The organism is Ralstonia sp. 22086 (genome assembly GCF_052045975.1).
Classification (GTDB): Bacteria; Pseudomonadota; Gammaproteobacteria; order Burkholderiales; family Burkholderiaceae; genus Ralstonia; species Ralstonia wenshanensis.
On record NZ_JBQEPZ010000005.1, the window covers coordinates 88,688 to 103,700 of the forward strand.

The 15,013-nt window shown below is 66.0% G+C and carries 11 protein-coding genes; 8 read left to right on the forward strand and 3 right to left on the reverse strand.

What is annotated here, in order from left to right:
- Nucleotides 1–12: 12 nt before the first annotated feature.
- Nucleotides 13–1,224 (forward strand): type II secretion system inner membrane protein GspF, encoded by a 1,212-nt coding sequence (gene gspF, locus ACTJK6_RS21175; RefSeq protein WP_027680390.1) that lies wholly within the window; start codon nt 13–15, stop codon nt 1,222–1,224.
- Between the two features lie 99 nt (nt 1,225–1,323).
- On the opposite strand, the gene ACTJK6_RS21180 is transcribed toward gspF, so the two are convergent.
- Complete coding sequence (locus ACTJK6_RS21180) at nt 1,324–2,007, reverse strand: pyridoxamine 5'-phosphate oxidase family protein (RefSeq protein WP_440840103.1); 684 nt, start codon at nt 2,005–2,007, stop codon at nt 1,324–1,326.
- Between the two features lie 93 nt (nt 2,008–2,100).
- On the opposite strand from ACTJK6_RS21180, the gene pdxR reads away from it, so the two are divergent.
- Nucleotides 2,101–3,570, forward strand: a complete 1,470-nt coding sequence (pdxR, locus tag ACTJK6_RS21185) for a MocR-like pyridoxine biosynthesis transcription factor PdxR (protein WP_440840105.1) — start codon at nt 2,101–2,103, stop codon at nt 3,568–3,570.
- Nucleotides 3,571–3,851: 281 nt separating this feature from the next.
- Nucleotides 3,852–7,412, forward strand: coding sequence for an indolepyruvate ferredoxin oxidoreductase family protein (locus ACTJK6_RS21190; RefSeq protein WP_440840106.1), 3,561 nt, complete (start codon nt 3,852–3,854; stop codon nt 7,410–7,412).
- Between the two features lie 77 nt (nt 7,413–7,489).
- Here ACTJK6_RS21190 and sbcB read toward each other — a convergent pair whose 3' ends face one another.
- Nucleotides 7,490–8,929, reverse strand: a complete 1,440-nt coding sequence (sbcB, locus tag ACTJK6_RS21195) for an exodeoxyribonuclease I (RefSeq protein ID WP_414561226.1) — start codon at nt 8,927–8,929, stop codon at nt 7,490–7,492.
- Nucleotides 8,930–9,077: 148 nt separating this feature from the next.
- On the opposite strand from sbcB, the gene adhP reads away from it, so the two are divergent.
- Nucleotides 9,078–10,100 (forward strand): alcohol dehydrogenase AdhP, encoded by a 1,023-nt coding sequence (gene adhP / locus ACTJK6_RS21200; protein WP_024977348.1) that lies wholly within the window; start codon nt 9,078–9,080, stop codon nt 10,098–10,100.
- 59 nt (nt 10,101–10,159) lie between these two features.
- Entirely contained in the window at nt 10,160–11,155 is a 996-nt protein-coding gene (locus tag ACTJK6_RS21205; RefSeq protein WP_440840107.1) for a 2-hydroxyacid dehydrogenase, read from the forward strand.
- A gap of 9 nt (nt 11,156–11,164) precedes the next feature.
- Here ACTJK6_RS21205 and ACTJK6_RS21210 read toward each other — a convergent pair whose 3' ends face one another.
- The gene (locus ACTJK6_RS21210) at nt 11,165–11,794 is read right to left on the reverse strand and encodes an HD domain-containing protein (RefSeq protein ID WP_440840108.1); all 630 of its coding nucleotides are present in this window, start codon (nt 11,792–11,794) and stop codon (nt 11,165–11,167) included.
- 126 nt (nt 11,795–11,920) lie between these two features.
- Between ACTJK6_RS21210 and ACTJK6_RS21215 the strand changes: the two genes are divergently transcribed.
- The 3 genes from ACTJK6_RS21215 to ACTJK6_RS21225 all read left to right on the forward strand — a co-directional run bounded on the left by ACTJK6_RS21215 (nt 11,921) and on the right by ACTJK6_RS21225 (nt 14,989).
- Nucleotides 11,921–12,652, forward strand: coding sequence for a Crp/Fnr family transcriptional regulator (locus tag ACTJK6_RS21215; RefSeq protein ID WP_440840109.1), 732 nt, complete (start codon nt 11,921–11,923; stop codon nt 12,650–12,652).
- A gap of 93 nt (nt 12,653–12,745) precedes the next feature.
- A complete protein-coding gene (locus ACTJK6_RS21220; protein WP_440840110.1) occupies nt 12,746–13,996 on the forward strand; it encodes an MFS transporter in 1,251 nt (416 codons plus the stop codon).
- Nucleotides 13,997–14,176: 180 nt separating this feature from the next.
- Nucleotides 14,177–14,989 carry a ferritin-like domain-containing protein gene (locus tag ACTJK6_RS21225; protein ID WP_260803890.1) on the forward strand — a complete coding sequence of 271 codons (813 nt, stop codon included), beginning with the start codon at nt 14,177–14,179 and terminating at the stop codon, nt 14,987–14,989.
- Nucleotides 14,990–15,013 lie beyond the last annotated feature (24 nt).

A 15,013-nucleotide genomic window follows, 5' to 3' on the forward strand; every position in this document is an offset into this window, starting at 1 on the left:
CACGAATAGCGCATGCCAGCCTTCCGCTACGAAGCCGCCGACGCCACCGGCAAGACCGACAAGGGTGTCATCGAAGCCGACAGCGCGCGTCAGGCGCGCACGCTGCTGCGTGCACGCGGGCTGACGCCGCTGCTGGTCGACGCGCTGGGCGCGCAGGCCACCAAGCGCGGCGGGTCGAGCTTCGGCAAGCGGCTCTCGGCGCAGGAAAACGCGCTTGTCACCCGTCAGCTCGCCAGCCTGCTGGTGGCGGGCCTGCCGCTCGATGAAGCGCTGGCCGCGCTGGCCGATCAGGCCGAACGCGCGTACGTCGGCGAACTGCTCGCGGCCATCCGCGCGGAAGTGGTGGGCGGCAGCTCGCTGTCGGTGGCGCTGGCGCAGCATCCGAAGGATTTTCCCGACATTTATCGCGCCCTCGTTTCAGCGGGCGAGCACTCCGGCAACCTCGGCCTCGTCCTCTCCCGCCTGGCCGACTACATCGAGAGCCGCAACGCGCTCACATCGAAGATCAAGCTGGCATTCACGTACCCCGCCATCGTCACGGTGGTGGCGTTTGCGATCGTGATCTTTCTGCTGTCATATGTGGTGCCGCAGGTGGTCAGCGTGTTTGCCAACACCAAGCAAAAGCTGCCGACGCTCACGATCATCATGCTGTGGCTGTCGGATTTTGTGCGGAACTGGGGCTGGCTGGCAGCGATCGTGCTGGCGGCCATTGGCGTGCTGATCCGCAATCTGCTCAAGCAGCCGGCGTTGCGGTTGTCGTGGCACAAGTGGCTGCTGACAGCGCCGCTGTTCGGCAAGCTCGTTCGCGGTTACAACACAGCGCGGTTTGCGAGCACGCTGGCAATTCTGACGAGTGCCGGCGTACCGATTTTGCGGGGGTTACAGGCAGCGGGTGAAACGCTGAACAACGTGGCGCTCAAGACCAACGTGGAAGATGCGTCCACGCGCGTGCGGGAGGGGACTTCGCTGGCGCGGGCGTTGGCGGCACAGAATCAGTTTCCGCCTGTGCTGGTGCATTTGATCCGCTCGGGAGAGGCGACGGGGAATCTGCCTGCGATGTTGGAGCGGGCTGCGCAGGGTGAGGCGCAGGAGCTGGAGCGTCGCACGTTGTTTCTGACTGGCTTGCTGGAGCCGGCTTTGATTTTGACGATGGGCGTGGTCGTGTTGCTGATCGTGTTGGCTGTGCTCATGCCGATCATTGAGATCAACCAACTGGTGCACTGATTTTTGTTCTTGGTGTGCCCGTTGTTTCATCCCCTGCCGGGGCTGAAACAAGGGATGCACCACAATCAAAAAACAAAACCAACCAGCGCCCCGCAGCCCTCACGACATCACCGCGCCCACCGCCTGTGCGCGAGCACTGTCCCTCCACTCCTGCACGTAGTCAGGCGTACCCCCCGGCGCCGCCTCCACCACCGGCGGTAACGGCAACAGCGCCATCGGCAGCACCCCAGCCCACACAGGCAGGCCAAGGTCTTCAGCATCATCCTTCGGCCCGCCCGTGCGCACTTTGCACGCAGCCTCATTCAGCGGAATGCGCAGCACGGTCGTGGCGGCAAGTTCCTTCGCATTGCCGGGCCGCGCCTGTCGCGAACGGCCAGGCGCGAGCACTTCCATGAAGGTATCGAGCACCGCAGGTTTCTGCGCATCCGGCACAACCTCGAACGCGCCGTAGATCACGGCCGACCGGTAGTTCATCGAATGGTTGAATGCCGAGCGTGCCAGCACCAGGCCATCGATGTGCGTAATGGTCACGCAGACCTGCGCCCCACTGCCCGCCAGCTTGAGCATCCGGCTGCCGTTGGAGCCATGGATGTAAAGGTGGTCGCCCTCGCGCCAGCACGCGGTGGGAATGCAGTGCACGCCATGCTCGTCGGCGAAAGCGATGTGGCAGACGTAAGCCTCGTCGAGGATGGCGTGCAGCGTGGTGCGGTCGTAGTGGCCGCGGTGCGCGACGCGGCGCACACGGGTGCGAGCGGTGGGCGATGTGGGTTCTGTGGTGGACATGCGGGGGCTCCGAATCGTCAATCGATATGCCGACGATAAAAAAATCGTGGCACCATGCATAGACCCACAAAAATCCAAAATCATAGAGCCACGATGGACTACGGCGTCCTGCTGTCGAACTACGAACGGACTGCGATGCACAGCGAAGGCGTGGCACGCGCCTCGCAACAGCATCGGCTGTATGCCTGCCTGCGTGCGGCCATCCTGAGCGGGCGGATCGAGGAAGGCACGCGCCTGGCACCATCGCGCACGCTGGCCGAAGAGCTGGGCATCGCGCGCAACTCGGTGCTCTACGCCTACGAGCAGCTCGCCACGGAGGGCTTCGTGCTCAGCCGGCGGCAAGGCACGGTGGTGGCGCGCGTTGGCCTGCAGCAGACGCCCGCGCAAGCGCCCGAAGCCGCGCCCGAACTGTCGCACCGCGTGAAGGATCTGGAACGCCCGCGCGGCGGCATGGACGACCTGCTGCCCTTCCTGCCGGGCACGCCCGCGCTAGATGAATTCCCGCTGGCGCAATGGCGCCGCTGCATGGAGCGCGGGTGGCGTCGCATCGGCCCGGGGCAGATGGGCTACGGCCCCGTCGAAGGCAACGTCGCGCTGCGCCAAGCCGTGGCGGAATACCTGCGTGTTTCGCGCGGCGTGCGCTGCGATGCGACGCAGGTGTTCATCACCGATGGCACGCAGAACAGCCTCGACATGTGCGCCCGCACGCTGGCCGATGCGGGCGACACCGCATGGATTGAGAACCCCGGCTACTACGGGGCGCGCGCCGCGTTGCAGGCGGCCGACATGCGTCTGGTACCGATCAGCGTCGACGCCGACGGCCTCGCCCCGCGCGCGGAAGACTGGCGCGACACGCCGCCCAGGCTCATCTACATCACGCCGTCGCACCAATACCCGCTGGGCGCGGTGATGAGCCTTGAGCGCCGTCTTGCGCTCATCCAGCACGCACGCGCAGCCGGCGCGTGGATCATCGAAGACGATTACGACAGCGAATTCCGCCACACGGGCGCGCCGCTGTCCGCCGTGCAAGGCCTGACCGAAGATGCGCCCGTCATCTATCTCGGCACGTTCAGCAAGATGCTGTTCCCGGCGCTGCGCCTCGGCTACATGGTGGTGCCGCCGGCACTGGCCCCCGCGCTCAAAAAGACGGCCGGTGCGCTGATGCTGCGCGGGCGCGTGGCCGAGCAGCTTGCGCTGGCCGAGTTCATCGAGGCAGGACATTTCACGCGGCACCTGCGCCGCATGCGTCGCCTTTATGGCGAGCGCCGCGATGCGCTGCAGGCCGCGATCGAGCGACACCTGGCTGGCATCGTCACCGTGTCGGGCGGTGCGGGCGGCATGCATCTTTCCACCCGGCTCGACGCGCCGGTGCCAGACACGGAGGTCAGCCGCGCCGCCCGGGAACGCGGGATGGTGCTGCGGCCGCTGTCGCGCTTCTGCCTGCCCGGCACGCTGAGCGCGCAATACAACGGCCTCGTGCTTGGCTACGGCAACGTGCCTGCCGAAGCGATGGACGGATTGGTCCTGCGCATGCACGACGTGATCGAGAGCGTGAGAGGCTAACTCACCAGCCCGGCAGTCGCCCGCTAGACTTTTCCGCAAACGTTGCATGCACCGCACAACCGGTGCAACCACCGCTTCCATCCCCCTGCATGCGTGCATCGGACACCACAACCCAGGGAAAACCCACCCCCATTCTTGCTGCGTTGCACGGTGTTCGGAATGTCACGCGATGCTACGATGCCTCGACCCACGGCTGCATGCCAGTTTCCACAAGAAGCGGCGCAGGCAGCACCAAAAGAGACCTGCTGTCGGCGATCCCGACACACCCACCCGGAGCACGCATGAATGCCCCTCTGAACGACGCGCTACGCCGCGCGCTCGAAACCGTTTCCCTGGACGACAAGTACACGCTCGAGCGTGGCCGCATCTACATCAGCGGCACGCAGGCACTGGTGCGTCTGCCGATGCTGCAGCAGGAGCGCGACCGCGCCGCTGGGCTGAACACGGCGGGCTTCATCTCCGGCTACCGCGGCTCGCCGCTGGGCGCGCTGGACCAGGCCTTGTGGAAGGCCAAGAAGCATCTGGCCGGGCACAACATCGTCTTCCAGGCGGGGCTCAACGAAGACCTGGCCGCCACGGCGGTCTGGGGCTCGCAGCAGGTCAATCTGTATCCGAACGCCAAGTTCAGCGGCGTGTTCGGCATGTGGTACGGCAAGGGGCCGGGCGTGGACCGCACCATCGACGTGTTCAAGCACGCCAACTCGGCGGGCTCGTCCGCGCATGGCGGCGTGCTGGTACTGGCCGGCGATGACCACGCCGCCAAGTCGTCCACGCTGGCGCATCAGTCCGAGCACGTCTTCAAGGCGGCCGGCATTCCGGTGCTGTATCCGTCGAACGTGCAGGAATATCTCGACTACGGCCTGCATGGCTGGGCGATGAGCCGCTATTCCGGCCTGTGGGTGTCGATGAAGTGCGTGACGGACGTGGTGGAATCGTCGGCGTCGGTGGACGTCGATCCGCATCGCGCACAGATCATCCTGCCCGAAGATTTCGTCATGCCGCAGGGCGGCCTGAACATCCGCTGGCCCGATCCGCCGCTGGTGCAGGAAGCCCGCCTGCTCGACTACAAGTGGTACGCCGGCCTGTCGTACGTGCGTGCCAACAAGCTGGACCGCGTGGTGCTCGACTCGCCGCAGGCGCGCTTCGGGATCATGACCGCCGGCAAGGCGTACCTCGACGTGCGCCAGGCGCTGGTCGACCTCGGCCTCGACGAGGAAACCTGCCGCCGCATCGGCATCCGCCTGTACAAGGTCGGCTGCGTGTGGCCGCTGGAAGCGCACGGCGCGCGTGCCTTTGCCGAAGGGCTGCAAGAGATCCTGGTGGTGGAAGAGAAGCGCCAGATCCTGGAATACCAACTCAAGGAAGAGCTGTACAACTACCGCGACGACGTGCGCCCGCGCGTGTACGGCAAGTTTGACGAGCGCGACAACGCCGGCGGCGAATGGTCGGTGCCGATGGCCAACTGGCTGTTGCCGGCGCACTACGAACTGTCGCCTGCGCTGATCGCGCGCGCCATCGCCACGCGTCTGGAAAAGTTCGAGCTGCCGTCGGACGTGCGCGCACGCATTGCCTCGCGCATCGCCATCATCGACGCCAAGGAAAAGGCGCTCGCCAAGCCGCGCGTCACTGCCGAGCGCAAGCCGTGGTTCTGCTCGGGCTGCCCGCACAACACATCGACCAACGTGCCGGAAGGCTCGCGCGCGCTGGCCGGCATCGGCTGCCACTACATGACCGTGTGGATGGACCGCCGCACCGACACCTTCAGCCAGATGGGCGGCGAAGGCGTGGCGTGGATCGGCCAAATGCCGTTCTCGGGCGACAAGCACGTGTTCGCCAACCTGGGTGACGGCACGTATTACCACTCTGGCCTGCTGGCGATCCGCGCATCGATCGCGGCCAAGGTGAACATCACCTACAAGATCCTCTACAACGACGCCGTGGCCATGACGGGCGGCCAGCCGGTCGACGGCCCGCTGTCTGTGCCGCAGATTGCCGCGCAGGTGCATGCCGAAGGCACCTCGCGCATCGTCATCGTCACGGACGAGCCCGAGAAGTACAACGCCGCTATCAAGCTGCCCGAAGGCGTAACGGTGCATCACCGCGATCGCCTCGACGCGATCCAGCGCGAGCTGCGCGAGGTGCAAGGCACCAGCGTGCTGATCTACGACCAGACCTGCGCGACGGAAAAGCGCCGCCGCCGCAAGCGCGGCACGATGGTCGATCCGGCACGCCGCGCGTTCATCAACGACGCGGTGTGCGAAGGCTGCGGCGATTGCTCGGTCAAGTCGAACTGCCTGTCGGTCGAACCGCTGGACACGGAGCTGGGCACCAAGCGCAAGATCAACCAGTCGTCGTGCAACAAGGATTTCTCGTGCGTGAACGGCTTCTGCCCGAGCTTCGTGACGGCCGAAGGCGCGCAGGTGCGCAAGCCGGAATCGCACGGCGTGTCGATGGAGGGCCTGCCGCTGCTGCCGCATCCTGAGCTGCCCGCCATCCAGCGCGCGTATGGCGTGCTGGTGACCGGTGTGGGCGGCACGGGCGTGGTCACCATCGGCGGCCTGCTCGGCATGGCAGCGCACATCGAAGGCAAGGGCGTGACCGTGCTCGACATGGCAGGCCTGGCGCAGAAAGGCGGCGCGGTGCTCTCGCACGTGCAGATCGGCGAGCGTCCGGATTCGATCCACGCCACGCGCATCGCCATGGGCGAGGCTGACCTGGTGATCGGCTGCGACGCGATTGTCTCGGCGTCGGACGAAGTGCTGTCGAAGGTGCAGCACGGCCAGACGCGCGCCATCATCAACAGCACGGCATCGCCCACGGCCGATTTCATCAAGAACCCGAACTGGCGCTTCCCGGGCAGCTCGGCCGAGGCGGACATCCGCGCGGCCGTCGGCGACGCCTGCGCGTTTGAAGACGCCAACACGCTGGCCGTGCGCCTGCTGGGCGACGCCATCTTCACCAACCCGCTCGTGCTGGGCTTTGCGTGGCAGAAGGGCTGGGTTCCGCTGACGTACGACGCGCTCATCCGCGCGATCGAACTCAACGGCGTCGCCGTCGAGAAGAACAAGACCGCCTTCGAATGGGGCCGCCACCTCGCGCAAGACCGCGATGCCGTACTCAAGCTGGCAGGCGACGCCCCGCGTGCCAAGGCCGACGTCATCGCCCTGCCCTCGCTGGACACGCTCATCGCCCGCCGTGTCGATCTGCTGACCGCGTACCAGAACGCCGCGTATGCCGCTGAGTTCCGCGCGGTGGTGGAACGCGTGCGTGCAGCGGAAGCTGCCGTGGTGGGTGCCGGCCAACCGCTGGCGTTCACGGAAGCGGTCGTGCGCAACCTGTCGAAGCTGATGGCGTACAAGGACGAATACGAAGTCGCCCGCCTGTACACCGACCCGGCGTTCCTCGACAAGCTGCGCGCGCAGTTCGAAGGCGAACCCGGCCGCGACTATCAGCTCAACTTCTGGCTCGCACCGCCCATGATCGCCAAGCGTGACGAGAAGGGCCACCTGGTCAAGCAACGCTTCGGTCCGAGCACGATGCGCATCTTCAAGGTGCTCGCCAAGCTCAAGGGCCTGCGCGGCACGGCGCTCGACCTCTTCGGCAAGACCGAAGAGCGCCGCACCGAGCGCGCGCTGATCGGCGAATACCGCGCGCTGGTCGATGAACTCGTGAAGGGACTGACGGCGCAGAAGCTGGCGCAAGCCGTGGAACTGGCTCGCCTGCCGGAGGATATCCGCGGCTTCGGCCATGTGAAGGAAGCCAACCTGGCGGCGGCGCGCATTCGCTGGAACAAGCTGCTGACACAGTGGCGCGATCCGGCGGCGGCGCAGCGGGCAGCCTGATCGGCGCTAAGCATTCAGCATCACCATAAAAAAACGGAGGCTTCGGCCTCCGTTTTTTTTGATGCGCGCTGGCTTCGTCAGCCCGGCACGATCTGCTGCGCGTAGTCGTACAGATCCTGCAGGATGGTCTGCGCACGCGTGTCGCCGTTCTCCGCCGCTTCCGCGCCCAACTGTTGAAGCCGCTCGCCGAAAATTTCGAACGTCATATAGCCGTCACGGCCCTCAAACAGGCGCTCGGCGCGCAACTGCTCCCACTGCTCGTATTCCTCTTCGTTCAGCGTGTCGGGAAAGTTGCGTGCGCGGTAGCGGAACAGCAGCTCGGGCAGGCGCACGTCGGCAAACTCGGCATGCAGGCGCGCAAGCTGTTCTCCGCTGAGCGTGCGCAGCTCATTGAGCAGGCGGCGATCGTCGTTGCCGACAAATCCGCCGTAGAGGTTCTGGTCGACGTCTTCGATCGGCTCCAGTTCGCGGGCGTATACCTGACGCCACGTCTCGCGCATGTCGGGCGCGCCCTGCGCGATGGCGGCATGGCGTTCGATCGTGGCGAAGTCGATGCCCCAGCGCTCTGCCTGCGCGGGCTGCAGCGTCTTCATGTTGCTGATGACAATGGGCGACTTGTTGATGTGGATCGACTTGATCGGCAGTCGCGTGGTGCCTTCGGCCAGATCGGCCGTGCGCGTAAACATGCGCTCGCGGATCGTCGCCACATCCATGTGAAACAGCTCGGACGGGTCGAACGCCAGATCCCACACGATCAGTTCGTTCTTGTTGGTCGGATGACCACCCAGCGGCCACACCACGGCCATGCAGCCGCGCTCGACGCCGTACATGCCGGAGATGTGCAGCAGCGGCCGCGGCGCATCGCCAATCTCGGCCACCACGCGGTCTTTCTTGCGCAGCGCCAGGCAGAAATCGAACAGGCGCGGCTGCGCGTTGCGAATCAGACGCGCCAGCGCGATCGTCGCGCGCACATCGGACACCGCATCGTGCGCCGCCTCGTGCACCAGACCGTTGGCCTTGGACAGATGCTCCAGCTTGAAGCTCGGCCTGCCGTCTTCATGCGTGGGCCATTGGATGCCTTCCGGGCGCAGCGCCCACGTGGTGCGCACCACGTCGAGCAGATCCCAGCGCCCGCATTCGTTCTGCCACTCGCGTGCGTACGGGTCGATCAGGTTGCGCCAGAACAGGTGGCGCGTCACCTCGTCATCAAAACGGATGGTGTTGTAGCCCACGCCGATGGTGCCGGGCGTACCGAGTTCGCGCTCGATGGCCTGCGCGAAACGGTATTCCGGAATGCCTTGCCGGGCGCATTGCTGCGGGGTGATGCCGGTGATGAGGCATGACACCGGATCGGGCAGCCAGTCGTTGGAGGGCTGGCAGAACAGTTCGACCGGCTCGCCGATCTCGTTCAGTTCGGCATCGGTGCGGATGCCGGCAAACTGCGCGGGGCGATCACGGCGCGGCACGGCGCCGAACGTTTCGTAGTCGTGCCAGAGAAAGGTGGGAGTCACGGGCAAGGCGGCAGCTCGTTGGAAAGACTGAAGATGCCGGCATGTTAACAGTGTTGCCCATCCCGCACGCCCTCCTCGGCGGTTGACTCACATCAATCCGCCCCCGCCAGGCGTCGACCAGACTGGTATCTCCCCCCCAACCAGGAGATGTCTCATGGCCCAGTCGATGAAAGCCGCGGTAGTCCATGCGTTTGGCGAACCCTTGCGCATTGAGGAAGTGCCGGTTCCCACACCTGGGCGCGGGCAGATTCTTGTCAAGATCGCGGCCTCGGGCGTCTGCCATACGGACCTGCACGCCGCCGATGGCGACTGGCCCGTCAAGCCAAGCCTGCCGTTCATCCCCGGGCACGAAGGGGTGGGTTATGTGGCAGCCGTCGGCGAAGGCGTAACCGCCGTCAAGGAAGGCGACCGCGTGGGTGTGCCCTGGCTCTACACCGCCTGCGGCCACTGCGAGCACTGCCTGAGCGGCTGGGAAACCCTCTGCCACGAGCAGCAGAACACCGGCTACTCCGTCAACGGCGGCTATGCCGAATACGTACTGGCCGACCCGAACTACGTCGGCCACCTGCCCGCGCAGGTCAGCTTCGAAGAAATCGCACCCATCCTCTGCGCGGGGGTGACGGTCTACAAAGGCATCCGCATGACCGATACGCGGCCCGGCCAGTGGATCGCCATTTCCGGCATTGGCGGGCTGGGGCATGTGGCGGTGCAATACGCGATCGCCATGGGCCTGCACGTGGTGGCCGTCGACGTGGCGCCCGACAAGCTGGCGCTGGCGCGAGAACTTGGGGCCAAGCTCGTCGTCGATGCCTCGCAGCAAGACCCGGCGGCCGTGATTCAGAAAGAGATCGGCGGTGTGCACGGCGTGCTGGTGACGGCCGTGTCGCGCAGTGCCTTTGCGCAAGCGCTGGGCATGGTGCGGCGCGGCGGGACGATCTCGCTCAATGGGCTGCCGCCGGGCGATTTTCCGCTGCCGATCTTCTCCACGGTGCTCAACGGCATCACAGTGCGCGGTTCGATTGTCGGCACGCGGCGTGATCTGCAAGAGTCCCTGGAGTTTGCCGCCGAGGGGTTGGTACGCGCCCACATTCACCGCGACAAGCTCGACAACATCAACCAGGTGTTCGCCGATTTGAAGGCCGGCAAGGTGGATGGCCGCATCGTCCTGACGCTCTGAGTGCCGGTACCCGGCGGTGCGAGTAAGCTGCAGGCATCACGTCCGCCTGCCCCACCGCCATGCGCATCCTCTTTTTCAGCAGCCACCGTTACGACGAAGACAGCTTCCGCGCATCACTCGCGCGCGGCGGTCACAGCTTCGACCTCGTTTTCCAGCGCGCGCACCTTGAAGCGCAAACGGCGCCCCTCGCAGCGGGCTTTGAAGCGGTGTGCCCGTTCGTCAATGATTGCCTCGATGCGGAAGTGCTCGAGGCGCTGGCAGCGGGCGGCACGCGGCTGATCGCGCTGCGCTCGGCAGGCTTCAACCATGTCGACCTGCCCGCCGCACAGCGCCTGGGGCTGACGGTGGTACGCGTGCCGGCGTATTCGCCGCACGCGGTGGCCGAACATGCGGTCGGCATGATCCTCACGCTCAACCGGCGGCTGCACCGTGCCTGCAACCGCACGCGCGAAGGCGATTTCTCATTGGATGGATTGCTGGGCTTCGACCTGTCGGGCAAGACCGTCGGCGTGGTCGGCACGGGGCAGATCGGGCAAGTGTTCGCGCGCATCATGGCGGGCTTCGGCTGCCAGTTGCTGGCATTCGATCCGTTTCCGCAGGCGTCGCTTGCGGCGCTGGGCGTGCGTTACGTGCCGCTGCCTGAATTGCTGGCGCAGGCCGATATCGTCAGCCTGCACTGTCCACTCAACGCCGATACGCATCACCTGATCGACGCCAGCGCGCTCGCCAGCATGAAGCCGGGCGCGATGCTCATCAACACAAGCCGCGGCGGCCTGGTCGACAGCCCGGCGCTGATCGACGCCCTCAAGACCGGCCAGCTCGGCCACCTTGGGCTGGACGTGTACGAAGAAGAGGCCGATCTGTTCTTCGAAGACCGCTCCGCCGACGTGCTGCAGGATGACGTGCTGGCGCGGCTGCTGAGCTTTCCCAACGTCATCGTGACCGCGCATCAGGCGTTCTTCACGCGCGAGGCGCTGGCGGGCATTGCCGACACCACGCTCGCCAACGTGGCGGCGTGGGCGGCAGGCGCGCCCGTCAATGTGGTGAAAGCCTAGGCCGGCACATCACGCTGCCGCGGCCTTCGGCTGCGATAGTTCGCTCTCCCCTTCCTTCACGTAGATGGAGTTGCGCGGCTTGGCCAGCACGCGGCGCACCATCGGCTCGAAGAACGACAGCGGCAGGTTGTCGTAATCGGGCATGAAGGCCGCGGCGTCGTACTTGGCGCAGAACTCGGCGGTGCGCTCAAACAGCTCGGGCTGGCTGCGGTACTGCTCGCGCAGGTTCCGGTCGAGCCCCAGATGGTGGAAGAAGTAATAGCCCTGGAAGATGCCGTGCTTCTCGACCATCCACAGGTTTTCCCGGCTCACGAACGGCTTGAGGATGGCCGCGGCGATGTCCGGGTGGTTGAAGCTGCCCAGCGTATCGCCAATATCGTGCAGCAGCGCGCAGACCACGTATTCCTCGTCGCGGCCGTCGCGGTGGGCGAGCGTGGCGGTTTGCAGGGAATGCGCGAGACGATCGATCGGGAAGCCGCCGCAATCGCCATCGAGCAGTTTCAGGTGCGCGAGCACACGGTCGGGCAATGCGCGGGCAAAGGGCATGAATTCAGCCGAGATGGCGGCCCAGTCTTCGCGCGTGCCGTGCTCCATATGGGAAAACGTTGCGCGCGGGGCGGTGTGTTGCGGATCGGTCATTGGGGGTGTCTCCTTCGTCGCCGGAATGGTCGCGTCGGTGCCGCGTCGTATTGATTGGATGGTGGTGCGCGGCTGGCGGACCATTCTCTGCCCGGCGCTTGCATGCAGACTGTCAAGCGTTTGACAATGATCGGACCGCCCTCGCCGCATCCTGCCGCCATGCCCGCAGACGCCTCCCATACCGCCCCGGCTCCTACGCCCTCGCAGCTCGCGCAGGGCTGGCTGCGCGACGCCCCCGCCGACCTGCTGGCCGAGATCGCGCCCACCGCACGCCTGGTCACCTACCCCGACGGCGAGTGCATCCACCCGCACGGCGGCCCCGCCCAGGGCATGTTCCTGATCGTGCGCGGCCGCGTGCGCATCAGCCGGACGACCGACGGCGGCAGCGAACTCGTCTACGGCGTGCTGCGCGCGGGCGAATGGTTTGGCGAGATCGCGCTCATCGACGGCGGCGGCCGCACGCACAGCGCCCATGCGCAGGGGCCGACCACGCTCGTCCTGCTGGGCAGCGCGGCGTTTGCGCGCGTGGTGTCGGCCTACCCGGCCGGCATGTGGGCGCTGATGCAGCAGCTCTGCCAGCGCATCCGCCTGATCTTCGACGAGTTCGAACACGCCAGCGAAATGCCCGCCGATGCGCGCCTCGCCCAACGACTGCTGCAGCTTGCCCGCGCCGGCGATGGCCGCACCGTGGCCGCCAGCAATGAAGAGCTGGGCCGCATGCTGGCACGCTCTCGGCAGACGATTTCCAAGTACCTGCAGGCGTGGCAGCGCGCGGGCTGGATCCGCTGCCATTACCGCACGGTCGAGATCGTCGACACGGCAGCTTTGCGGCGGCTGATGGACGGGCACGCTTCCTGAGCGTGCCCTGCGCATGGGGCACGCGCGCCGCAATCTCCGCCGATAGAATGGTTTTTTGCTGCGCCGATCTGCCCCCCCACCGCTCCCATCTTCATGAACCCCATGTTCTCCCCAGGCTCGCCCGAAGGCCGGCGCCTTGTGTTGCTGCTGGGCCTGGCACAAATGGTCTCCTGGGGCACGCTGTACTTCACCTTCACCGTGTTTCTGGGGCCGATGCACAGCACGCTCGGCTGGGCGCGGCCGTTCCTGGCGGGCGGGTTCTCGCTCGGGTTGCTGGTCTGGGCGCTGTGCTCATTCTGGGTCGGGCGCGCGCTGGACCGCTGGCCTGCGCGCCGCGTGATGGGTGCAGGCACCGTGCTCGCGGCGGGCGGCCTGCTGGCGTGGTCCTTCGTCTCGAGTGAGGCGGCCTTCCTGCTGCTCTGGCTGCCGATGGGCCTGGCGATGGCCACTACGCTCTACGACCCGGCCTTTGTCGTGCTTCGCCAGGCGTTTGGGGATGCGTATCAGCGCCCGATCATCGGCCTCACGCTGATCGCAGGGTTCTCCAGCACGCTGTGCATTCCGCTCGCGCAATGGGGCGTGGAACACCTCGGCTGGCGGCATACGCTGCAGCTTTTTGCGCTGGCGCATGTGCTGATCTGCCTGCCGATCCATGCGCGCCTGCGCGTGCGGCCGCCCGTGCACGCGCCAGCCGAAGCGCTCGACCCGACGGCACCGGTGCATGCCTCGGCATGGCGCATGGTGTTGCGCTTGCCGGTGTTCTGGGCGGTGGTGCTGGCCTTCGTGGCCACCAGCCTGATCGCCACCGTGCTCGGCGCGCACCTGATTCCGCTGCTGACGGAGAAAGGCGTGCCGACCAGTCGCCAGTTGCTGATCGCCGCGCTCATCGGCCCCGCCCAAGTGCTCGGGCGGCTGACCATGATGCGTTCACGCCCGGCGCACCCGGTACGCATTGCACCGTGGACGTACGGCGCCATGGCTGGCGCGCTCGGCTTGCTGGCGCTGTCCAGCGGGCCGCTGCTGATCGTGTTTGCGCTCGTCTATGGCGCAGCCAACGGCATCAACACGATGGTCCGCGCGATTGCGATGCCGGAGCTGGTTTCGCCCAACCAGTACGCCACGCTCAACGGCCTGATGATGACGCCCGTGCTGCTGGCACAGGCCAGCGCCCCATGGCTGGGTGCACTGCTCTGGCGGGCCAGCGGCGGCTATGCTGCAGTGGAATGGGCGATGGTTGGCGCTGCTCTCGTCGCGCTCGGGGCCTTCGCCTACGGCTTGCGGAACGCGCGAAAACGCACCGTACCCACCGCTGCGTCGCGTACAGGGGTGACGCAATCGTCATGACGCATTCACCACTTTGAAAGCAAGAGATTGCTTTTAGGAACCTTTGGAAGCGCACATCTGTCTTGAAACATGGAACGTGATGTTTCATTCTCATAGCAGAGGCGGTCCGCTTTTTGCGAGATTGCCGACGGAGGAAGCGCCTTGTCACAGGTTCATCTGGAAACATCTGAGAGCGAGCGCATGCCGTGGTCGGTCCAGGAGATCGCTTACGACAGCATCGACGTCGCACGCGTACGCGAAAACGGCACGCTGTTCTACCTCGTTGCCAGTGCGTCGTTTGTGGAAAGCGGCTCCGACCTCTATGCCGGCAACCTCGCTCAGTACTACGCCGACCGCCCCGAAACCGCGCACTGGCTGATCCACCATTGGGAACGCGAAGAGCTTCAGCACGGCCGTGCATTGCGCCGCTACGTTGAAACTGTCTGGCCCGAGTTCGACTGGGAGCGCGGCTACGCCCGCTTCTTCGATGAATACTCAGTCACCTGTTCGGTCGACCAGTTCGAGCCCACGCAGGCGTTGGAAATGGTCGCGCGCTGCGTCGTCGAAATGGGCACCGCCACTTTCTATCGGGCCATCGCCCAAGCCGCGGCTGAAGCCGATGAACCTGTGCTGCGCGACCTCGCCAGCCGCATCTCGGCCGATGAAGTCCGACATTACAAACACTTCCTGCGTTTCTTCAACGAATGCAACGCGAGCGAGGGCGTGGGCCGCGCGCGCGTGCTCAAGGCGCTCGCGTCGCGCTTGCGTGAAATCAAGAATGAAGATTCGATGATCGCCCTGCGCAATGTGCTGCGCATCGAGCGCAGCCAGGAAGATGTGCCCGAAGCCGATGTCCGCGCGCTGAACTCGCGCGTGAGCGCCCTGGTGCGCTCTTATCTGCCGCTCGACATGGCTGCCAAGATGCTGCTCAAGCCACTGCGCCTGCGTCCGGGTTTCGAGCGCTCGATTCGGCCGCCCCTGGTCGCCGTGGTGCGGCGGGTGATCCTGCACTAGATCGCCGCGCACGAAGGAGGCGCC

Coding starts and splice junctions, on each gene's coding strand:
- gspF (WP_027680390.1), top strand. CDS start 13: ATGCCAGCCTTCCGCTACGAAGCCGCCGACGCCACCGGCAAGACCGAC.
- adhP (WP_024977348.1), top strand. CDS start 9,078: ATGGCCCAGTCGATGAAAGCCGCGGTAGTCCATGCGTTTGGCGAACCC.
- ACTJK6_RS21180 (WP_440840103.1), bottom strand. CDS start 2,007: ATGTCCACCACAGAACCCACATCGCCCACCGCTCGCACCCGTGTGCGC.
- ACTJK6_RS21215 (WP_440840109.1), top strand. CDS start 11,921: ATGATCGGACCGCCCTCGCCGCATCCTGCCGCCATGCCCGCAGACGCC.
- ACTJK6_RS21190 (WP_440840106.1), top strand. CDS start 3,852: ATGAATGCCCCTCTGAACGACGCGCTACGCCGCGCGCTCGAAACCGTT.
- ACTJK6_RS21210 (WP_440840108.1), bottom strand. CDS start 11,794: ATGACCGATCCGCAACACACCGCCCCGCGCGCAACGTTTTCCCATATG.
- pdxR (WP_440840105.1), top strand. CDS start 2,101: ATGGACTACGGCGTCCTGCTGTCGAACTACGAACGGACTGCGATGCAC.
- ACTJK6_RS21220 (WP_440840110.1), top strand. CDS start 12,746: ATGAACCCCATGTTCTCCCCAGGCTCGCCCGAAGGCCGGCGCCTTGTG.
- ACTJK6_RS21205 (WP_440840107.1), top strand. CDS start 10,160: ATGCGCATCCTCTTTTTCAGCAGCCACCGTTACGACGAAGACAGCTTC.
- ACTJK6_RS21225 (WP_260803890.1), top strand. CDS start 14,177: ATGCCGTGGTCGGTCCAGGAGATCGCTTACGACAGCATCGACGTCGCA.